The following is a 19,271-nucleotide window of genomic DNA, read 5'->3' as shown; positions in this document are numbered from 1 at the left end:
CGATATGGGACATGAGTGACTCCGTGGTTCCTGCTATTGCTTCGCGCCGGCCGCCTGGCCGAATGCGCGGTCCAGCGCGAGGTTCAGGTCGAGCACGCGCACGCGCGGTTCGCCGAGCACGCTGAGCTGGCGCGGCAGGGCGATCCGATCGACGAGCGCCGCGACCTGCGCGGCATCCACGCCGCGCGCCTGCGCGACCCGCGCCGCCTGCAGCCGCGCGTTCGCGACCGAGATCTCGGGATCGAGCCCCGACGCCGACGCGGTCACCGCATCCGCCGGCACCGGCGTGCCCGCGGCGAGCGCGTTCTCCTGCCGGTAGATGCGCACACGCTTCGCGATATCCGCGAGCAGCTTTTTGCTCGTCGCGCCCTGGTTGCTCGCGCCGCTGCCGGCTGCGTTGTACGGCTGGTCGACCGTCTTCGACGGATCGGCCGGATCGGTGCCGACCGTCGCGCTCGGCCGCCCGTGGAAGTAGCCGGCCCGCGTGAACGGCTGCCCGATCACCGCCGAGCCGACCGTCGTGCCGTGCTGCTGCACGAGACTGCCGCGCGCCTGCGACGGGAACAGCACGTTCGCGACGCCGGTGGTGAGCAGCGGATACGCGATGCCGGTGACGAGCATGAACAGCACCGACGACGCGATCACGGGCCGCACGAGGCCGCGCGTCGCCGCGCCGAACGAAGAACCGGGTGCCGGCGCGGCGGCGGCCGCGGCCTGGCGATTGCCTTGCATCATGATGTTTTCCTCAGAACAGTTGGCCGCCCGACATCATCAGGTGCTCGACGACCGGGCCGAGCGCGAGCGCCGGCAGGAACGTGAGACCACCGACGACCAGGATCACGAAGACCAGCAGGCCGGCGAACAGGCCCGTCGACGTCGACAGCGTGCCCGCGCTTTCCGGCACGCCCTTCTTCGCGGCGAGGCTGCCGGCGACCGCGAGCATCGGCAGCAGCGTCAGGTAGCGGCCGATCAGCATCGCGAAGCCGATCGTCGTGTTGAAGAACGGCGTGTTCGCGTTCAGGCCCGCGAACGCGGAGCCGTTGTTGGCCGTGCCCGACGTGTAGGCGTACAGCACTTCGCTGAAGCCGTGCGGGCCGAGGTTCGCGAGGCTGTCCATCGTCGAATGCAGCATCGACGCCACCGCGGTGAAGCCGAGGATGCTGAACGGATGCGCGAGCACCGCGAGCATCACGAGCTTCATCTCGCGCGCCTCGATCTTCTTGCCGAGGAACTCCGGCGTGCGCCCGATCATCATCCCGACCAGGAACACCGTGAGGATTGCGAACGTGAACAGGTTGATCAGCCCGACGCCGTCGCCGCCGAACACGTTGTTCAGCATCATCTGCGCGATCGGCACGAGCCCGCCGAGCGGCGTCAGCGAGTCATGCATCGCATCGACCGACCCGGTGGTCGCGGCCGTCGTGACGGTGGCGAACAGGCTCGTCTGGGCGATGCCGAAACGCATCTCCTTGCCTTCCATGTTGCCGCCCGGCTGCGTGGCGCTCAGTTGCGGGTCGACGCCGAGCCCGGTCACGAGCGGATTGCCGTGCTGCTCGGCCGAATAGATCACGGCCAGGAAGCCGACGAACATCACGACGAACGCGGCAAGAATCACCCAGCCCTGGCGGCGCCGGCCGATCATCGTGCCGAGCGTGTAGGTCAGCGCGGACGGAATCAGCAGCATCGACAGCATGTGCAGCGTGTTGGTGAGCGGCGTCGGGTTCTCGAACGGATGCGCGGCGTTCATGCTGAAGAAGCCGCCGCCGTTCGTGCCGATGTGCTTGATCGATTCGAGGCTGGCCACCGGCCCCATCACGATCTGCTGGCGCGCGCCTTCGAGCGTGGTCGCCCATGCGTCGGACGCGAGCGTCTGCGGCATGCCCTGCCACACGTACACGAGCGCCATCACGAAGCTGAGCGGCAGCAGCACACGATAGGTCACGCGCGTGAAATCGACCCAGTAGTTGCCGATGTCCGCCGCGCTCTTGCGGCTCAGCCCGCGGATGAAGCCGCCCGCTGCCGCGACGCCGGTGGCCGCGCTGACCACCATCAGGAACGTGATGACGGCCATCTGCGAGAAGTTCGACAGGCTGCTTTCGCCCGCATACGCCTGCCAGTTCGTGTTCGTGATGAACGACGCGGCGGTGTTGAACGCGAGGTCGGGGCTTTGCGACGCGCGCTGCAGCGCGTCGAACGGCAGCGTGTCCTGGATGCGCAGCAGCAGATAGCCGAGCAGCATCATCCCGGCATTGCTGAGCAGCAGCACCATCCCGTAGCGCTGCCACGACATCGCTTCGTCGGGATTCACGCCGAGCAGCGCATAGGTACGGCGTTCGACCCACGCGTGGCGCGGGCTCGTCAAGGCGTGCGCGAGCCATTTTCCGACGACGGGCACCAGCGCCAGCATGATCGCGAGAACGATCGCGAATTGAATGAGATTGTTGAACATGTCGACGCTCGCTCAGATCCGGTCAAGGCCGGTGATGAAACCCGCCGTCAAGGCAAAGAACGCGAGCGTGAACAAGATGAAAAGCAGATCGCTCATGACATTCACCGATATTTTCGAATTCCTGTTGAATCGCGCCGATCAATACCGCTCGGGTTGGATCAACGCATGAAACAGATAGATAAAGAGCGCGAGCGACAACGCGCCGGTGATCCACAACATGGCTTTCCCCTTTTCTCTGTATGCGCGGCAACGCCGCGCGATCGTCGGCGCATCGGGCCTCGCCGCGCTGGCGCAGGCTCGTGTGACGCCCCCATGCTCAGTTGGCGGATGGGATGCGACAGTGTAGAAATCCGCGTATCAAAGCGGTGTTCAATTTCCTTACGCAAAGTAAAAAAGCCGTAAAGACGAAAGCCGGCGGCGATGGCGTTTTTATGCGTTCTTTTCAGGGCCAATACGAGTCTATACACCGTATCTTCATCGCCATTCCTAGAATGAGCGGCATGTCCAAGACGAGATCTCCGCGGTGCGGAGCACGATGCGACCCGGGGATGCCAGCATGAAACCGACCAGAACCGAAACCGCCGCCTCACGCGACCTGCCGCCCGTTCGTGCGCGGCGCCGGTGCCCCGCCGACGAACTCGTGCTGCTGTCGATCCGCGTCGAATCGGACAACCTCGCCGTCGTGCGGCGCCTGCTGCACCAGGCAGTCGGCACCGCGCTCAATTTCTACACGGCCGCGATCGACAACCGCACCGGGCGCGCGTGCATCGAGCTCGAAGTCGCGCGCTCGCAGGCGTCGCCCGCCATCCTGTCGATCCTGCGCCTGCTGCCGGCCGCCGAATTCGGCACGATCCGCCTGCTGCAGCACTAGCCGGCGTCCATTGCGGTCGCGCGTGACACGCGTCACGCGCCCGCTCCCCTTTCATCGATTCGAACGCGCGTTGCCGACGCGAACGCGTGCGGTTCGTTTTCATCACGAGCCGCGTACGCTCGCCACCGGCATGCGCGCCGGATCGTCGTTCCCGTCGCTACGGGCCTTTCCAGGAAGCACTCACAATGAAAAAAGCAGTCGCCGGTACCCTCTCCCTCGCGTTCCTCAGCGCGGCCGCGCATGCGCAAAGCAGCGTCACGCTCTACGGGATGCTCGATGCGGGTATCGTCTATACGAACAACCAGTCGGGTAAAAGCGCGTGGCAGCAAGGCAGCGGCCTGCTGTCGAACACGGTCTTCGGTCTGAGCGGCAACGAGGATCTCGGCGGCGGCCTGCATGCGCTGTTCCGCCTCGAGAACGGCTTCAACCTGAACAACGGCACGCAGTCCTACAAGAACACGATGTTCGGCCGCCGCGCGTACGTCGGCCTGCAGAGCGACCCGTACGGCACGCTGACGCTCGGCCGCCAGTACGATGCCGTGGTCGATTATCTCGGCCCGCTCGCGATGGCGAACAACGGCGACGGCAACAATCTCGCGTCCCATCCGTTCGACAACGACAACCTCGACGACTCGTTCTACATCGACAACGCGGTGAAGTACACGAGCCCGACGCTTGCCGGCTGGCAGTTCGGCGGCCTGTACGGGTTCAGCAACGCGGCCGGCGGCTTCGCGAACAACCGCGCGTACAGCGCGGGCGTGTCGTATGCGAACGGGCCGGTCAGCCTCGGCGCCGCGTACCTGCAGCTCAACCGCGGCGGGCTGACGGCCGGCGGTGCGCTGTCGACCAACGACGGCCCGAACTTCCCGGCCGTGCGCCAGCGGGTGATGGGCGCGGGCGGCAGCTACGCGTTCGACCGGCTGACGGTCGGCGCGCTGTGGACGCATTCGATGTTCGACGACACGGCCGCGTCGTCGCTACCCGGCGCGCAGAATGCGCTGCGCTTCGACAACTTCGAGGTCAACGCGCGCTATGCGCTGACGCCGGCCGTTTCGTTCGCGGGCGCCTATACGTTCACCCACGGCCGCTACGACGACGCAACCGGCAGCCATCGGCCGAAATGGCACCAGGTGACGCTGATGGCCGACTACGCGCTGAGCAAGCGCACCGACGTGTACGCGGAAACCGTCTACCAGCACCAGTTCGGCGCGCCGGCGGGTGCGACGCTCGGGTTCGCGAACGTCACGGGGCTCGCGCCTTCGTCGACCAACACGCAGGTGGTCGGGACGGTCGGCATCCGGCATCGGTTCTGACCGTACGCCAGTTGCCCAAGGCCGGCCGCTCTGTGCAATCCCGCATGGACGCGCGCCGGCCGAACAGGGATCATTCGGGGAATCCGGGCCCGCGCGCCTGCGAAACCGGTACACTCGGCGCCGGGCGCGCGCCGGATCGGAATTCGGCGGCGGGCCGCTGCCGACTCTGGAATCGTGATCCCATGACCACACCGATCTATCAGGAAATCAAGGACTTCATCCTCGCGCGCATTCATGCCGGCGAATGGGCGGAAGGCGACCAGGTGCCGTCGGAGAACGAGCTCGCGCGCGAATTCAACGTCGCGCGGATGACCGTCAACCGCGCGCTGCGCGAGCTGACGGCCGAGCAGGTGCTCACGCGCACGCGCGGCTCCGGCACGTATGTCGCGTCGCCGAAGTACGAATCGACGCTCGTCGCGATCCGCAGCATCTCGGACGAAGTCGCCGCGCGCGGCCATGGCTATCGCGCGCAGGTGCTGCAGGTCGGCGCGGCCGTCGCCGATGCGAAGCTCGCCGACGAGTTGCAGATCGACACGGGCAGCCCGATCTTCCATTCGCGCGTGCTGCACTTCGAGAACGACACGCCCGTGCAGCTCGAGGAACGCTGGGTCAATCCGGCCTGCGCACCCGAGTATGCGTTGCAGGACTTCACGACCACGACGCCGAACCAGTACCTGACGCGCGTCGCGCCGCTGCAGCGCGTCGAATACCGGATCGAGGCCGCGATGCCCGACACCGAAACGCGCCGCCACCTGACGATGGACGACCGCGAGCCGTGCCTGCTGCTGCATCGGCGCACGTGGTCGCAGGGGATGGTCGCGTCGGTCGCCAATCTGTGGCACCCGGGCAGCCGGTACCGGTTCACCGGGCATTTCTGAGCTGAGGTGGATGTCCGGGCTTACCGCGCGCCCGGCTGCCTCCATCGCTCGATCGCACCGACGGCCCGCTTCAAGCCCTCCTCTTGCGCGATGCGCGCGCCGAGTTCCATCGCGCGCGCTTTCGTTTCGTCCCGTTCGGCAAATGCGATGGCCTGCGCCAGTGCAGCGGCGTCCATGCGCCGCCCCGCCACCGGCGCATCCGCCACGCCGAGTCGCTGCAGCCGGTTCGCCCAGAAGAACTGATCGCCCGCGAACGGCACGACGACCGACGGAATGCCGGCCCGCGCCGCCGAATGCGTGGTGCCCGATCCGCCGTGATGGATTGCCATCGATACCTGCGGGAACAGCCGGTCATGCGGCGTATCGCCGATCACGTGTACGTTCTTCGGCAGCATCGACGCGTCGATACCGCTCCAGCCCGGATAGAACAACGCGCGCCGGCCGGCGAGCGCGTGCGTCAGCGCTCCGACCATCGCGGCGCGATCGAAGCCGGCCATACTGCCAAAACCGATGTACACGGGGCGATCGCCCGCTTCGAGAAATGCCGCGAGTTCGGACGATGGCGCCCAGGCATGCGCATCGATCCGCCACTGGCCGCATGCCTGCACATTCGACGGCCAGTCGCCCGGCCCGGACAGCAGCGCCGGCGACACGCCGTACAGCATCGGATGATCGGCCCACACCTGCTTGCGCGGCGGCAACCCGCACACGCTCGCGCGTGCCGCATTCGTCGCCTTCCTGAACGCCTGCCACAGCAGCGCGTTCACGAACCGGTGGCTCGCGCGGTTCAGCCAGCGCGGCACCTTCCCCGGCGGCAGGAACGGCGACGCGAATTCCACAGTGGGCGTGATCGGGATCATGCCGGTGCCGATCGCCGGCACGCCGCGATACTCGGCGACCGACAAGCCGACGAACGATGCGAGCCCGGACGCGAGGATCGCGTCGCAGCCTTCCGATGCATCCGCGATTTCGCGCATCCACGCGGCCGTGTTCGCATTGGAGATTGCCGCGAGCGCCTTCGACGTGTCGTTGAAGCCGCCGCGCCCGCGCACCGCATCGGCCAACGCGCCATCCGGCGCAATCGCGCGGCGGATATCGCCGGACAACGGCGCCGACTGTACGCCGAGCACCGCGGCCGACCCGAGCGTCGCCGCATCGGCCAGCAGCCGGACATCGTGGCCGGCATCGATCAACGCACGGCCGAGCGCAGCGAGCGGACGCGTGTCGCCTTCGGTGCCGTAGGTGGCGATGGCGAGCTTCATGCGTGACTCCTCGTGCCCGGCGGCATTGGGTGGATTCAGAAAAATGCACGTCGTATACTAATGCAACTCGTGCACTTTCAGTCAATCCCTCCGCCATGACGAATCCGACCGACGATCCGGGCCGCCGCGCCCGCAAGCGCATCCAGATGCTTGCGCATCTCGCCGCCACCGGTGCACGCCTGTTCGACGCGCACGGCTATGAAGCCGTCACGATGGAACAGATCGCCGCGCAGGCCGATGTCGCGAAGCGCACGCTGTACAACCACTTTGCAACGAAGGAAGCCGTGCTCGCGCACTGGCTGGAGGGTGAACTCGCACGCGATCTCGCGCATCTGCAACGCGACGTCGCGCGGCGCAAGACTTTCGCGTCACGCATCGGCTGCGTGCTCGATGCGTCGGCTGCGTGGTGCGAGCAGCATCCCGCGTATCTGCTCGCGTATTTGCGCCATCGCTTCCTGAGCATCGGAACGGTTGAAGCGGAAGGTGGTGGAGAGAACGGCAGCGATATCGCGCTCGTGTGGCAGCAACTGATCGCGGCCGGGCAGCAATCCGGCGAACTGAACGGCACGCTGCCGGCCGACCAGCTCGCGACGTGGTTCCATCACCTGTATCTCGCGGCGATGCTGCGCTGGCTGACCGTGCCGGGGCTGTCGCTGAAACGGGAGTTCCAGGCGGTCGCGAAGCTGTTCGTCGAAGGTGCTCGAGCGAAAGGGTGAGCGGCACCGGTAAGCGTTGACCGGTGCCAGTCGGGCGCTCGCCGGGCGCAAGCGCCCGGGCACGACCGCGAGGAGCGAGCGCCACTGAGGCGGTCGGGGCGCGCATACGGCGCATACGGTGCGATAAAGGCGTCGCGCGGCGCCGATGCATTTTTACGACGGCCGCACGCATCGCATGCCAAATTTCCCGCGCAGCAGTATGCTGATGTCGTACGGCCGCGCGCGACGCTTCGGGTAATCCCTTCGTTTGCACGTTGTCGCGCCGCCGTCGCGACCGCAATCATGCGTTGCAAGGAGGGATTCGTGATGGCAACCACGCATCAGCACTTCCACCTCGAACTACGGCACGCCACCGCGCCGACCTATTTCATCAGCTACCTGTTCCCCGCCTTGCTGTTCGTGTACGAACTGCTGCGCGTCGGCCAATGGATCCGCGATCACGGGATGCAATTCGCCGCGTTCAAGCAGATGGGTTACGAGTATTTGCTGATGCTGCTGTTCGTCGGGCTGCAGATCGTCGTCGAGGCGATCTTCCTGCTCGGCGCCGCGATGCGTCGCGACAATCGCGACTTCGAGCACCGGCTGCCGAACGTGGTCCTCGGGATCGGCCTCTCGATCGCCGTGCTCGCGATCGACCTCGCGATCCAGATCGCGTTCTGACGGCCGGCGGGCGTCCGCCCGCTGGCGATCGCGAGCGCGCTCAGGCGCGCGCGTCGCGCAGGAACGTCGTCACGGCGGCCAGCACGTCGCCGGTTCGCTCGCGATGCGGCATGTGCCCGCACCGGCCGAGCAACAGATACGACGACGGCCCCGCGACGCGCGCGGCGATCCGCTTCGGATGCACGTCGGATCCGTATTCGTCGTCTTCGCCGTGAATCGCGAGCGTCGCGCATTGCACGCGCGGCAAGTCGTCGTCGAGATTCCAGTCGCGAAACGCCGGCGACAGCCACGTGTCGACCCACGCGCGCAGCACCCATTCGGCCTTGTCGCCGTGATAGCGCGCGAGCCGGTCGAGCTGGCCCGGTTCGTCGAACTGCTGCCCCGCATCGCGGATACCGGCCAGCGTGCGATCCTCGACGAACGCCTGCGCGGCGATCGTCACCAGCGCGCGGCAACGCTCCGGATGCGCGGCCGCACACCCGACCGCCATCCCGCCGCCGACGCTGTGCCCGAGCGCGACGAACGCGTCGACGCCCAGTTGTTCGAGCAGCGCCGCGAACGCGTGATTGGCCTCGTCGCGCACGAACGTCGTGCCGAGTTGCCCCGGATGACGATCGGAACGACCGAAGCCGAGGCGATCGTAGGCGATCACGTCGCGCTGCGTGGCGCTCGCCAGCTGCGCGGGGAAGTCGCGCCACAGTTCGACGCAGCCCAGCGAATCGTGCAGCAGGACGACCGGTGCGTGGTGCTTCGACGCATCCGTCGCCGGTTGCGCCAGACCACCGCGCCAGCGTTTCGCAAAGCGGCGCCCTTGCGGCGTCTCGACGGTGGTCTCGTCAATCGGGATATCGGTCATGTGTGTGTCGTCTGCATGAAAGCGGCCGCCCCTCGGCGGCCGCATCGGATCCTGCGATGTTGGCCCTTGCCCGCACACAGCGTCAAGCAAGCCCCCACCGGCCGCGCGTTCATTCGGGTTGCGGCGGCAGATACTCCATCTGCGCCTCGTCATACAGCCGGTAGATCAGCGCCTGCATCGCGCGGAGATCCTCCGATTCGTCGAGCATCCGCATGCTCATGATGATCGGCGACACGAGGTTCGGATCGTTGAGCGGCTTGTAGCTGATGTCGTCGCGCTTCAGCCCGTACACGCTGTGCGGCACGACCGACACGCCCTCGCCCATCGCGACGAGGCCAAGCGCGATCTGCAGTTCGCGCGTCTCGTAGATCTTGCGCGGCTGCAGCGCGCGATCGTGAAACGCCGCGAGCACCTGGTCCGCATAGCTCGGACGCGGCGCCTTCGGAAAGATGATCAGCGTGTCGTTCACGAGATCGTGCAGCGACAGCACGGGCTTCGCGCTGTCGAGCGGATGGCCGACCGGCAGCGCGACGATCATCCGCTCCTCGCGCAGCACGACGCGCCGCACGCTCGGATCCTCGTGGCGGATGCGCCCGAACCCGACGTCGATGCGCCCTTCCTTCAGCGCCTTGATCTGGTCCATCGTCGACATCTCGTGCAGGCTCAGCTCGACCGCCGGATACTCGCTGCGAAAGCGCCGGATGATCTTCGGCAGCATCCCGTACAGCGTCGAGCCGACGAAACCGACCGACATGCTGCGCTCGATCTTGCCGACCCGCTTCGTCATCGATTCGAGCTCGGTCGTCTGCGCGAGCAGCTGCACCGCGTGCGAATAGAAGAAGCGGCCCGCGTCGGTCAGCTTCAGCGGCCGCGCGTTGCGCTCGAACAGCGGCACGCCGAGCGCTTCCTCGAGCTGCTGGATCTGCCGGCTCAGCGGCGGCTGCGCGATATGCAGCCGTTCGGCCGCCCGCGTGAAATTCCGCTCTTCGGCGACCGCGACGAAGTAGCGGAGGTGTCTCAACTCCATGTTCGAATCCTCCCGGGCAGGCGACGGATGTTGATTCCGCACCGCGCACGGCGCGCGCGCCGGCCGTCCACACCGGCCCTGTCGGCCACCTGCTTCCCGATCCCGTCACGATACCTCAGCCGGCACCGCTCCCGGCGCGAACCGCATGGCGCGCGCAGCGGCGACCGGCGCCGCGCAAAGCAAAACGGGAAGCCGCAACGCTTCCCGTTCGTTCACCGATACCGCGCCGCGGCACCGTGCAGGCCGAGCATCACACCTCGGTCGCGTAGAGCGCGTCGCGCTGCGCGTCGCTCAGCGAGTCGAGCGGCACGTCCGGCAATTGGTAGCAGATCATCGTGCCGTACAACTCGGCGAGGCAATTGCTGCCGGCGTCGAGCGCGTAGCCGTCCTCGCCGTCCGGGGCCGGCGGGTACACTTCGCGCCACGCGTTGATCGCGGCTTCGAGTCGCACGATGGAAACGGGTCCGGCCTTCCGCTCGGCGGGTGATGCGCTCATGGATTCCTCTGGGTTGCGCGCTCCGCGGGCCGGATCGGCCCGGATGGAACGATGAGAACGCCGGGCGTTTCGCCGGCCGCCGCCTGTCGCGCGCGCCGGATGCCGATCCGCGCGGCGCGCCTCGCGCCGGCCGGGCCGTGGCCCGGTAGGGTCGGGCAATATAACCGGCTTTGACCCCGTGCAGGCAAAAGCCGGGCAAAAAAAACGGGAAGCGCGAGGCTTCCCGTTGCGTCGTACGTCACGCGGCCACGTGCCGCGCCCGCGTCAGCCCGCGGTTTCGCGGTTCGCCACCGGCTCCCGCTGCGCGCCGCGGCTCGCGGCGATCCACGGCGCGATTTCCATGTCTTCGTAGCGCACGAAGCGGCTCTTATTCAGAAGCCGGAAGCCGAGCCACACGGCCAGGAACAGCGGAATGCCGACGTAGGTCGCGGCCACGCCCGCCCAGTCGATCCGGTTCGCGAGGAACGCCTGATAGTCCTGGCCGAGCGCGATCACGAGGCACAGCACGAACGCGAACAGCGGGCCGAACGGGAACCACTTCGACTGGTACGGCAGCTGGTCGAGCGCGTAGCCCTGCTTCACGTAGCCCTTGCGGAACCGGTAGTGGCTGACCGCGATGCCGAGCCACGCGATGAAACCGGTCATCCCCGACGTGTTCAGCAGCCACAGGTACACGGTCTTGTCGCCGTACAGCGACGTGAAGAAGCACAACGCGCCGACGGCCGTCGTCGCGTACAGCGCATTGCGCGGCACGCCGCCCGCCGACAGCTTCGCGAAGATCTTCGGCGCGCGGCCTTCGGTCGCGAGGTTGTAGAGCATCCGCGTGGACGCGTACATGCCCGAGTTGCCGGCCGACAGCACGGCCGTCAGGATCACCGCGTTCATCACGCCGGCCGCGAACGCAAGGCCCGCGTGGCGGAACACGAGCGTGAACGGGCTTACGCCGATATCGGTCACGTCCGTCTTCAGCAGGTTCGGGTCGGTATAGGGAATCAGCACGCCGATCACGAAGATCGCGAACACGTAGAACAGCAGGATCCGCCAGAACACCTGGCGCACCGCGCGCGGGATCGTCGTGCGCGGGTTTTCCGATTCGCCGGCCGCGACGCCGATCAGCTCGGTGCCCTGGAACGAGAAGCCCGCGATCATCGCGACGCCCATCAGCGCCGGCAGGCCGCCCGCGAACGGTGCGTCGCCGATCGTCAGGTTGCCCCAGCCATTGCTCGGCGCGCCCTTCAGAATGCCGAAGATCATCAGCAGGCCGACGCCGATGAACGCGACCACGGTGACGACCTTGATCAGCGCGAACCAGTATTCGGCTTCGCCGAAGCCGCGCACGGTCAGCGCGTTGAGCAGGAACATCACGCCGAGGAACGCCGCGCTCCACCACACGCCCGGCACGTTCGGGAACCAGTAATGCATCACGAGCTGCGCGGCGACCAGCTCCACCGCGATCGTCACGGCCCAGTTGTACCAGTAGTTCCAGCCGAGCGCGAAACCGAAGCCTTCGTCCACGTACTTCGCGCCGTAGGTCGCGAACGAGCCCGACACCGGCATGAACGCGGCCATTTCGCCGAGGCTCGTCATCAGGAAGTAGACCATCAGGCCGATCGCCATGTACGCGACCATCGCGCCGCCGGGGCCGGCCTGCGAGATCGATGCGCCGGACGCGACGAACAGGCCCGTGCCAATCGAGCCGCCGATGGCGATCATCGTCAGGTGGCGCGCCTTCAGCGCGCGATGAAGCTTGGGTGGGTTCGCTGACGAACCGGATGGGTCGGATTTCGGAATTGCGGACATAAACGAGACGAACGTTGAGCGGGCCGGCATCCGTAGCCGGCGCATGCGAAATCGGAGCGCAGTGCGCGTCCTGCGATGCATTCGATGCGGCCCCGATACGCGTTGCGCGGCGGGCGCCTGCGGCGAAGCGCGGATTCTACCTGATTCGTCACGGGGACAGCTCACGTGGCGCCGCCCGCCGCCGCCACGGAGACTTCGCAGAATCAAGGAGTTGGCCGCGTCGAACCGGGCCGCCGTCGCAGGTCGGCTCAAAATCCCGCGCCACGGATGGTTATCCGCTTCCGCGATCCCGACGGGGTTTCACCACTATCCCGTCGCAATCCGCCCGATGCCGCGCCAGCGCGCATAATCACCGGGTAATCGCTGAATTATTCAGACAATACAACCGATATCGGCGATTGATTCAAATCAAATCACGTGCGTGTAAAGCAGTAACGATGCGTAACAATTCGGAATCGCCGTATCCGCATGCATGTTTTGCATGCGCACGCGAATCGCCGGAATTCGCGAGATAATGCGGCCCGATTCAAAATAAACAGCGTACGGAATCGCCAACGACGCGAAAATCCGCCGCCCGCCGCCCATCGAGGATGAAGTCACTCACGCTGCCCGCCGCGCTGCGCCGCCATACCGCGTCGATCGTGGCACGCATTCTGTCGCCACGCGGCGTACTCGTGGCGGGAATCGTGCTGCTGATGTTCAGCTGGGGGCTTTCCACGTCGCTTTTAATCGAGGCGCGGCGCGACGCAAATGACCATGCGGTCGAAAATGCACGCAACCTGATGCTGCTGATCGAACGCGATATCGCCCGCAATATCGCGCTCTACGATTTGTCGCTGCAGAACGTCGTCGACGGCATTGCCGACCCGGAACTGATGGCCTTGCCGCCGCGCCAGCGTCACCGGCTGCTGTTCGACCGCGCGGCCACCGGCGAATTTCTCGGGTCGATCTTCGTGATGGACGCGCACGGCAATATCGTGATCGATTCGAGCGCGTCGCCCGCGCGGCAAGGCAATTTCGCCGACCGCGACTACTTCGCCGTCCATCGCGACGGGCTCGCGCAGGGCCTCTACATCAGCAAGCCGTATGCGGCCCGGCTACGCGGCGGTGCCCTGACGATCGCGCTCAGCCGGCGGATCAACCGGCCCGACGGCACGTTCGCCGGCATCGTGGTCGGCACGCTCAGCATCGACTACTTCCGCGCGCTGCTCGACGGCCTCGCGGTCGGCAAGCACGGCAGCGCGGCGATCGTCGAGGACAACGGCACGCTCGTGTCGCGCCTGCCGTACGACCCGCACGTGGTTGGCCTCGACCTGCACAGCTCGCCGCTGTTCATCGAATCGCAGCGCGCGCCCGACGGCGAGCTGGCCGGGGTCGGCGCGATCGACGGCATCCGGCGCATCTATGTTTACAAGCATCTCGCCGCGCTGCCGCTGATCGTCGACGTCGCGCCCGCCGAGGTCGACGTCTACGCGTCGTGGCAGCACCGCGCGATCTGGACCGTCGTGCTGATGTGCCTGTTCACCGGGTTCATCGCGTGGGGGTCGCTGGCGCTGTCGCGCGAACTGAAGCGCCGCCAGGTCGCCGAATCGAAGCTGTACCGGCTCGCGCACACCGATGCGCTGACGGGCCTCGACAACCGCGGCACGTTCGACACGGTGCTCGCGAAGGAGGCGCAGCGTGCGTCGCGCAGCGGCCGCCCGCTGTCGGTGCTGTTCGTCGACGTCGATCACTTCAAGGCGTTCAACGACTATTACGGCCATCCGGCCGGCGACGACGTGCTGCGGCGCGTCGCGCAAACCGCGTCGCGCTGCCTGCGCCGCGACAGCGATCACGTCGCGCGCTACGGCGGCGAGGAATTCGTCGTCACGTTGCCCGACACCGATGCGCCGGGCGCGTTGACCGTCGCCGAGGGCATCCGGCGCGCGATCGCGGCGCTCGACATCGCGCACGCGAAAAGCCCGTACGGGCGCGTCACGGCGAGCATCGGCGCGGCGACCGCCACCGACGGCCGCGTGAACGCCGCGACGCTGCTGCAGCGGGCCGACGAGGCGCTGTACCGCGCGAAGTCCGGCGGCCGCAATCGCGTGCTGGAGGCGCAACCGAGCGCCGCCGGCGCATGACGTCGCCGTGACGTGGCGTGAAGTCGCGCGGCGGCCGGCCTGGCCGGATAACCGCACCGTGGACAGCCTTCCCGCGTTCGGTTAGCGTGACACCTGCTGCGCACGCGGCGCGGCGCCGGCCCGCGCAGGCCGCCGTGCGCGTTCCAGCCACTCCCGTTCCGCCATGACCACCCCGCTCCCTACCCGGCTGCCGCCGTTCCTGCGCCACGCGCTCCGCCCGCTGCTCGACCCGTATCGCCGCTACCGGCACGCGAAGCTGATCCATGCGGCGCGCGTGTCGCTCGCGATTCTCGTGTCGATCGCGCTGTCCACCGGCCTGAACGTGCCGCACGGCGAGTGGTCGACGATCACCGTGCTGATCGTCGTCGGCGGGCTGCAGCACCACGGCAACATCCGCAAGAAGGCGGCCGAGCGCGCGCTCGGCACGTCGATCGGCGCGCTCGCCGGGCTCGGGCTGATCCTCCTCTACTCGTTCCTGCACGCGCCGTTCGCGATCTACCTGCTGATGGCCGTCGGGTGCGGTATCTGCGCGTATCACGCGATCGGCAAGGCCGGCTACATCGCGCTGTTGTCGGCGATCACGATGGTGATCGTCGCCGGGCACGGCGACAACGAGATCGTCGACGGCCTGTGGCGCGCGGTGAACGTGCTGGTCGGCATCGCGATCGCGCTGGCGTTCTCGTTCGCGCTGCCGCTCTACGCGACCTACTCGTGGCGCTACAAGCTCGCCGACGCGCTGCGTGCGTGCGCGGCCGTGCATGCGCGGCTCGCGGGCGACCGCCAGGTCAGCGACGACGCGCACCTGAAGGAAATGGCCGCGCTGAGCGCGCTGCTCGTGCAGCTGCGCTCGCTGATGCCGTCGGTGTCGAAGGAATGCGAGACGTCGATGGCGCAGCTCGAGGCGATCCAGCGCAGCCTGCGCCTGTGCATCGGCTATCTGGAGATCCTGTCGAGCGCGCTGCCGGCCCGCGACGACATCGCGGCCCGCGAGTACATGCGCGTCGACATGAAGGCCTTGAACCGGCGCATCCGCGACACGCTGGTCGGCGCAAGCCGCGCGCTCAAGTTCGGCACACCGAGCCGGCTCTCGCCGCGCCGCCAGCCGGTCGACCGGCCGCACGACGCGCCGCCGCCGCAGGTGTCCGGCTACGTGTCGATCACGGCCAAGCTGGCCGGGGAGGTCGATCAGCTGCGCGAGAAGCTGCTCGATACCGCGCAGTCGTGGAATATCTGACGGTCGCGGGAATCCGGGTTTCGCGCGCCAGTCTTTCATATAACTTACATAGCGGCACATCGGCATCCATACGGCGAGCCACCCCGCCTCTCAGTCGATCCGGCCCCGGAAACACGGCTCGCGGCCGGGCACGTCGGCGCCGTTTTTACGGCGATTTCGCGCCGGCCGGCGGGGTGTTCTCCACCCGGTTAACCGCCCGCCAGGCCCGCCGCGACAGGCTCGACGACGGTTCCGCGCGAAAATCAGCCCTTGCCCCAACCTCCGGGACAGCCGATACTCGCATATTCCGCGAAATACGATCCCACCGGCTTCAATCCACGGTAATTCCTATGAGCACGATTCTCGAAAGCCTCCCGACCGGCCAGAAGGTCGGTATCGCCTTCTCCGGCGGCCTGGACACCAGCGCTGCATTGCACTGGATGAAACTCAAGGGCGCCGTCCCGTACGCATACACGGCGAACCTCGGCCAGCCCGACGAAGACGATTACGACGCGATCCCGAAACGCGCGATCGAATACGGCGCAGCCGGCGCCCGCCTGATCGACTGCCGCGCGCAGCTCGTCGCCGAAGGCATCGCGGCGCTGCAAAGCGGCGCGTTCCACATCACGACGGCCGGCGTCACGTACTTCAACACCACGCCGATCGGCCGCGCCGTGACGGGCACGATGCTCGTCGCCGCGATGAAGGAAGACGGCGTCAACATCTGGGGCGACGGCAGCACGTACAAGGGCAACGACATCGAGCGCTTCTACCGCTACGGCCTGCTCGTGAACCCGGATCTGAAGATCTACAAGCCGTGGCTCGACCAGACGTTCATCGACGAGCTCGGCGGCCGTGCCGAAATGTCTGAATTCATGAACCAGGCCGGTTTCGCGTACAAGATGTCGGCCGAGAAGGCGTATTCGACCGATTCGAACCTGCTCGGCGCGACGCACGAAGCGAAGGATCTCGAAAGCCTCGAAAGCGGCATCAAGATCGTGAACCCGATCATGGGCGTCGCGTTCTGGCGCGACGACGTGAAGATCGCCGCCGAAGAAGTGACGGTGCGCTTCGAAGCCGGCCAGCCGGTCGCGCTGAACGGCGTCGAGTTCAAGGATCAGGTCGAGCTGCTGCTGGAAGCGAACCGCATCGGCGGCCGCCACGGCCTCGGCATGAGCGACCAGATCGAGAACCGCATCATCGAGGCGAAGAGCCGCGGCATCTACGAAGCCCCGGGCCTCGCGCTGCTGTACATCGCGTACGAGCGCCTCGTCACCGGCATCCACAACGAAGACACCATCGAGCAGTACCGCGAGAACGGCCGCCGCCTCGGCCGCCTGCTGTACCAGGGCCGCTGGTTCGACCCGCAGGCGATCATGCTGCGCGAAACGGCACAACGCTGGGTCGCACGCGCGATCACCGGCGAAGTGAAGATCGAACTGCGCCGCGGCAACGACTACTCGATCCTGAGCACGAAGTCGCCGAACCTCACGTACCAGCCGGAACGCCTGTCGATGGAGAAGGTCGCATCGACGTTCTCGCCGCGCGACCGGATCGGCCAGCTGACGATGCGCAACCTCGACATCACCGATACGCGTGACAAGCTGCGCGTGTACTCGCAAGTCGGGCTGCTGACGCCGGGTGAAGCGTCGGCGCTGCCGCAGATCAAGGGCGACGACAAGTAAGTCGCTTCGCTCGACGCCGTGCCGCATCGATGGATGCGGTACGGTCGGGCAGGCCGGGTGAGCGCATCCGCTTCGCGCACTCGGCCTGCCGCTTTCTCCGCCCCCTCGCCTGTCTGCTTTCCCTCCGCAATCGCATCGCCCCGCGTGACGTACCGACGCCACGGCATCGCCGCGCCAGTCATGGCAAGCTGCGAGTCTTCCGATTCCAGCGCTCACCCATGACCGCCCTTACCGTCATCCACCTGAACGGCCCGATCAACAGCGGCAAGACGACGATCGGTCTCGCGCTCGCACGCTTGCTGCCCGACGCACGCTTCATCGACGGCGACGATCACGATGCGCCCGAGGATGCACCGTTCGACGTGCAGTGGGCGATCGCGCTCGAACGTCTCGTCACACAGATCACGCACGCCCAAGAGCGTCATCTGGTCATCGCCTATCCGATCGGCGAAACGGAGTTCGAGCGGCTGCGCGCGGCCTGCGACGCGCGCGATGCGCGGCTCTTCATCGTGACGCTCGCGCCGCCCGAAGCAGTCGCAGCGTCGAATCGCGGCTCGCGTGCGCTGACGGACTGGGAGCGCAACCGGATTGCCGAGATGTATCGCGAAGGCTATGCGTCGCGGCCGTTCAGCCAGATGGTGCTCGATACGTCCGATGCGACGCCCGATGCTTGTGCGGCGCGTATCGCGCAACACGTCGCGGCGACGGAGTCGTAACCGGCACACTTGCCCGCGCCCTTCACGCCGGCACGCGGATACCTCGCAGCAACCAGCGAAAGACCGCCTCTCCAGCCCGAATAGGAAAACGTTTACTCTTCCGACGCTTCTTGCTAGGATCATCCTCGGTCGGCCTGCGCGCGTTCATGGAAAGCCGATTGCAAGCGTTGAAAACCCCGCAATTCATGGTATCACTGTTCCAGCCTTAGAGCCTCATCTGCTTTCTGTATTTTGGCGTGCATTCTATGGGCACCGATCTCGTTTCAACGATCAGGCACCCGAATAGGAAAACGTTATCCACAACGTGGCGCCCAGCCACGGACCATCAGAGAGAGACACCATGAAGAACAGGATCATCCCGTGCGTCGTCGCCGTTCTGTCCGTTGCGTGCCTGCCCGCTTGCGGCGGCGACGATCCGGCCAGCCCGGCCGCCGCCCGCCAGCAGGCCACCGCGATGGCGCTCAGCCCGTCGAACCCGCCCGGCTCGAACTTCAACCTCGCGCCGTTCACGCTGCAGTTGCCGACCGGCTCGTCCGGCAAGGTCGACACGGTGAGCGGTTCGTCGCTCGCGGGCGGCTACGTGAACCCGACGTATTTCTACACGGACGCCAGCGACGGATCGATGGTGATGATGGACCCGACGCAGGGCTGGACGACGTCAGGCTCGCTGCATCCGCGCACCGAATTGCGCGAGAACACGATCTGGCCGACTTCCGGCACCAATCGGCTGAACGCGACGGTGGCCGTCACGCAGGTGCCCGATCACACGACGATCGGCCAGATCTTCCAGGGCACCGGCCCGAGCAAGCCGCTGTGCGAGCTGCAGTTCACGTCCGGCGGCGTCGTGCAATTGCTGCTCGAAAGCACCAACCAGGGCGGCAAGTCGACGACCACGCCGATCACCACGGTCGGCGTCGGGCAGAAGTTCAGCTACGCGCTGAGCCTGAGCGGCACGACGATCACCGTCACCGCGAACGGCACGACCAAGACCTTCACGATGGATTCGAGCTTCGATGGCGAGAGCTTCTACTTCAAGGCGGGCGACTACGACCAGACGGCTGTGTCCGGCACGCCGCTGACGACGCCCGGCACCGTCGTGAAGTTCTATGCGCTGACGCTCACGCACAGCTGACCGCGCGGCACGACGCATGAAGCCGGACGGGCGCACGTCCTATGCGACCGTCCGGCGTTTCGATGCACGCGTCG

General features: G+C 66.8%; 18 protein-coding genes. 10 read left to right on the top strand and 8 right to left on the bottom strand.

Translation table 11 applies throughout. The annotated features are described in order from the left end of the window. Nucleotides 1-33: 33 nt before the first annotated feature. The 3 genes from kdpC to kdpF all read right to left on the bottom strand — a co-directional run bounded on the left by kdpC (nt 34) and on the right by kdpF (nt 2,668). Nucleotides 34-735, bottom strand: coding sequence for a potassium-transporting ATPase subunit KdpC (kdpC, locus tag CFB41_RS20810; protein ID WP_179250119.1), 702 nt, complete (start codon nt 733-735; stop codon nt 34-36). A gap of 10 nt (nt 736-745) precedes the next feature. Then, entirely contained in the window at nt 746-2,449 is a 1,704-nt protein-coding gene (gene kdpA / locus CFB41_RS20805) for a potassium-transporting ATPase subunit KdpA (RefSeq protein ID WP_089443097.1), read from the bottom strand. 138 nt (nt 2,450-2,587) lie between these two features. Further along, nucleotides 2,588-2,668 (bottom strand): K(+)-transporting ATPase subunit F, encoded by an 81-nt coding sequence (kdpF, locus tag CFB41_RS38975; protein ID WP_076841383.1) that lies wholly within the window; start codon nt 2,666-2,668, stop codon nt 2,588-2,590. A gap of 337 nt (nt 2,669-3,005) precedes the next feature. Between kdpF and CFB41_RS20795 the strand changes: the two genes are divergently transcribed. The 3 genes from CFB41_RS20795 to hutC all read left to right on the top strand — a co-directional run bounded on the left by CFB41_RS20795 (nt 3,006) and on the right by hutC (nt 5,511). After that, nucleotides 3,006-3,320 (top strand): hypothetical protein, encoded by a 315-nt coding sequence (locus CFB41_RS20795; RefSeq protein WP_089443098.1) that lies wholly within the window; start codon nt 3,006-3,008, stop codon nt 3,318-3,320. A 185-nt stretch (nt 3,321-3,505) separates the two neighbouring features. Then, nucleotides 3,506-4,633, top strand: coding sequence for a porin (locus CFB41_RS20790; protein ID WP_089457733.1), 1,128 nt, complete (start codon nt 3,506-3,508; stop codon nt 4,631-4,633). A 182-nt stretch (nt 4,634-4,815) separates the two neighbouring features. Next, nucleotides 4,816-5,511 carry a histidine utilization repressor gene (gene hutC / locus CFB41_RS20785; protein ID WP_039349239.1) on the top strand — a complete coding sequence of 232 codons (696 nt, stop codon included), beginning with the start codon at nt 4,816-4,818 and terminating at the stop codon, nt 5,509-5,511. Nucleotides 5,512-5,531: 20 nt separating this feature from the next. Here the strand turns inward: hutC and CFB41_RS20780 are convergent, their stop codons facing one another. Further along, a complete protein-coding gene (locus tag CFB41_RS20780; protein ID WP_089457732.1) occupies nt 5,532-6,773 on the bottom strand; it encodes a glycosyltransferase in 1,242 nt (413 codons plus the stop codon). A 95-nt stretch (nt 6,774-6,868) separates the two neighbouring features. Between CFB41_RS20780 and CFB41_RS20775 the strand changes: the two genes are divergently transcribed. Together CFB41_RS20775 and CFB41_RS20770 are read left to right on the top strand one after the other, a co-directional pair. Continuing rightward, nucleotides 6,869-7,489: a TetR/AcrR family transcriptional regulator gene (locus tag CFB41_RS20775; protein ID WP_089457731.1), complete on the top strand. Its 621-nt coding sequence runs from the start codon at nt 6,869-6,871 to the stop codon at nt 7,487-7,489. Nucleotides 7,490-7,795: 306 nt separating this feature from the next. Beyond that, a complete protein-coding gene (locus tag CFB41_RS20770; RefSeq protein ID WP_089443102.1) occupies nt 7,796-8,149 on the top strand; it encodes a hypothetical protein in 354 nt (117 codons plus the stop codon). 40 nt (nt 8,150-8,189) lie between these two features. Here CFB41_RS20770 and CFB41_RS20765 read toward each other — a convergent pair whose 3' ends face one another. The 4 genes from CFB41_RS20765 to CFB41_RS20750 form a co-directional block, all read right to left on the bottom strand. Further along, a complete protein-coding gene (locus CFB41_RS20765; RefSeq protein ID WP_089457730.1) occupies nt 8,190-9,005 on the bottom strand; it encodes an alpha/beta fold hydrolase in 816 nt (271 codons plus the stop codon). A 109-nt stretch (nt 9,006-9,114) separates the two neighbouring features. After that, complete coding sequence (locus CFB41_RS20760; RefSeq protein ID WP_089457729.1) at nt 9,115-10,032, bottom strand: LysR family transcriptional regulator; 918 nt, start codon at nt 10,030-10,032, stop codon at nt 9,115-9,117. A 250-nt stretch (nt 10,033-10,282) separates the two neighbouring features. Continuing rightward, nucleotides 10,283-10,528 carry a DUF3717 domain-containing protein gene (locus CFB41_RS20755; RefSeq protein ID WP_043178075.1) on the bottom strand — a complete coding sequence of 82 codons (246 nt, stop codon included), beginning with the start codon at nt 10,526-10,528 and terminating at the stop codon, nt 10,283-10,285. 264 nt (nt 10,529-10,792) lie between these two features. Next, nucleotides 10,793-12,328 (bottom strand): amino acid permease, encoded by a 1,536-nt coding sequence (locus CFB41_RS20750; protein WP_089458940.1) that lies wholly within the window; start codon nt 12,326-12,328, stop codon nt 10,793-10,795. 590 nt (nt 12,329-12,918) lie between these two features. On the opposite strand from CFB41_RS20750, the gene CFB41_RS20745 reads away from it, so the two are divergent. From CFB41_RS20745 to CFB41_RS20725, 5 genes are all read left to right on the top strand, one after another. Next, nucleotides 12,919-14,451: a diguanylate cyclase gene (locus tag CFB41_RS20745; protein ID WP_089457728.1), complete on the top strand. Its 1,533-nt coding sequence runs from the start codon at nt 12,919-12,921 to the stop codon at nt 14,449-14,451. 163 nt (nt 14,452-14,614) lie between these two features. Next, nucleotides 14,615-15,685, top strand: coding sequence for an FUSC family protein (locus CFB41_RS20740; RefSeq protein ID WP_089457727.1), 1,071 nt, complete (start codon nt 14,615-14,617; stop codon nt 15,683-15,685). 329 nt (nt 15,686-16,014) lie between these two features. After that, a complete protein-coding gene (gene argG / locus CFB41_RS20735; protein WP_044848086.1) occupies nt 16,015-17,349 on the top strand; it encodes an argininosuccinate synthase in 1,335 nt (444 codons plus the stop codon). A gap of 218 nt (nt 17,350-17,567) precedes the next feature. Beyond that, on the top strand, nt 17,568-18,065 hold the full coding sequence (locus CFB41_RS20730) for a shikimate kinase (protein ID WP_089457726.1): 498 nt from the start codon (nt 17,568-17,570) through the stop codon (nt 18,063-18,065). A gap of 340 nt (nt 18,066-18,405) precedes the next feature. Continuing rightward, entirely contained in the window at nt 18,406-19,197 is a 792-nt protein-coding gene (locus tag CFB41_RS20725; protein ID WP_089457725.1) for a polysaccharide lyase family 7 protein, read from the top strand. The last annotated feature ends 74 nt before the right edge of the window (nt 19,198-19,271 follow it).

The sequence above is a fragment of the Burkholderia sp. AU33803 genome, assembly GCF_002223095.1.
Lineage (GTDB): Bacteria > Pseudomonadota > Gammaproteobacteria > Burkholderiales > Burkholderiaceae > Burkholderia.
Note: the sequence above shows the minus strand (reverse complement) of the source record. Positions and strands in the feature narration are given on the sequence as shown.

What these genes read in the sequence shown, in the direction of transcription:
- kdpC (WP_179250119.1), bottom strand. Translation starts at nt 735, where the DNA reads ATGATGCAAGGCAATCGCCAGGCCGCGGCCGCCGCCGCGCCGGCACCC.
- kdpA (WP_089443097.1), bottom strand. Translation starts at nt 2,449, where the DNA reads ATGTTCAACAATCTCATTCAATTCGCGATCGTTCTCGCGATCATGCTG.
- kdpF (WP_076841383.1), bottom strand. Translation starts at nt 2,668, where the DNA reads ATGTTGTGGATCACCGGCGCGTTGTCGCTCGCGCTCTTTATCTATCTG.
- CFB41_RS20795 (WP_089443098.1), top strand. Translation starts at nt 3,006, where the DNA reads ATGAAACCGACCAGAACCGAAACCGCCGCCTCACGCGACCTGCCGCCC.
- CFB41_RS20790 (WP_089457733.1), top strand. Translation starts at nt 3,506, where the DNA reads ATGAAAAAAGCAGTCGCCGGTACCCTCTCCCTCGCGTTCCTCAGCGCG.
- hutC (WP_039349239.1), top strand. Translation starts at nt 4,816, where the DNA reads ATGACCACACCGATCTATCAGGAAATCAAGGACTTCATCCTCGCGCGC.
- CFB41_RS20780 (WP_089457732.1), bottom strand. Translation starts at nt 6,773, where the DNA reads ATGAAGCTCGCCATCGCCACCTACGGCACCGAAGGCGACACGCGTCCG.
- CFB41_RS20775 (WP_089457731.1), top strand. Translation starts at nt 6,869, where the DNA reads ATGACGAATCCGACCGACGATCCGGGCCGCCGCGCCCGCAAGCGCATC.
- CFB41_RS20770 (WP_089443102.1), top strand. Translation starts at nt 7,796, where the DNA reads ATGGCAACCACGCATCAGCACTTCCACCTCGAACTACGGCACGCCACC.
- CFB41_RS20765 (WP_089457730.1), bottom strand. Translation starts at nt 9,005, where the DNA reads ATGACCGATATCCCGATTGACGAGACCACCGTCGAGACGCCGCAAGGG.
- CFB41_RS20760 (WP_089457729.1), bottom strand. Translation starts at nt 10,032, where the DNA reads ATGGAGTTGAGACACCTCCGCTACTTCGTCGCGGTCGCCGAAGAGCGG.
- CFB41_RS20755 (WP_043178075.1), bottom strand. Translation starts at nt 10,528, where the DNA reads ATGAGCGCATCACCCGCCGAGCGGAAGGCCGGACCCGTTTCCATCGTG.
- CFB41_RS20750 (WP_089458940.1), bottom strand. Translation starts at nt 12,328, where the DNA reads ATGTCCGCAATTCCGAAATCCGACCCATCCGGTTCGTCAGCGAACCCA.
- CFB41_RS20745 (WP_089457728.1), top strand. Translation starts at nt 12,919, where the DNA reads ATGAAGTCACTCACGCTGCCCGCCGCGCTGCGCCGCCATACCGCGTCG.
- CFB41_RS20740 (WP_089457727.1), top strand. Translation starts at nt 14,615, where the DNA reads ATGACCACCCCGCTCCCTACCCGGCTGCCGCCGTTCCTGCGCCACGCG.
- argG (WP_044848086.1), top strand. Translation starts at nt 16,015, where the DNA reads ATGAGCACGATTCTCGAAAGCCTCCCGACCGGCCAGAAGGTCGGTATC.
- CFB41_RS20730 (WP_089457726.1), top strand. Translation starts at nt 17,568, where the DNA reads ATGACCGCCCTTACCGTCATCCACCTGAACGGCCCGATCAACAGCGGC.
- CFB41_RS20725 (WP_089457725.1), top strand. Translation starts at nt 18,406, where the DNA reads ATGAAGAACAGGATCATCCCGTGCGTCGTCGCCGTTCTGTCCGTTGCG.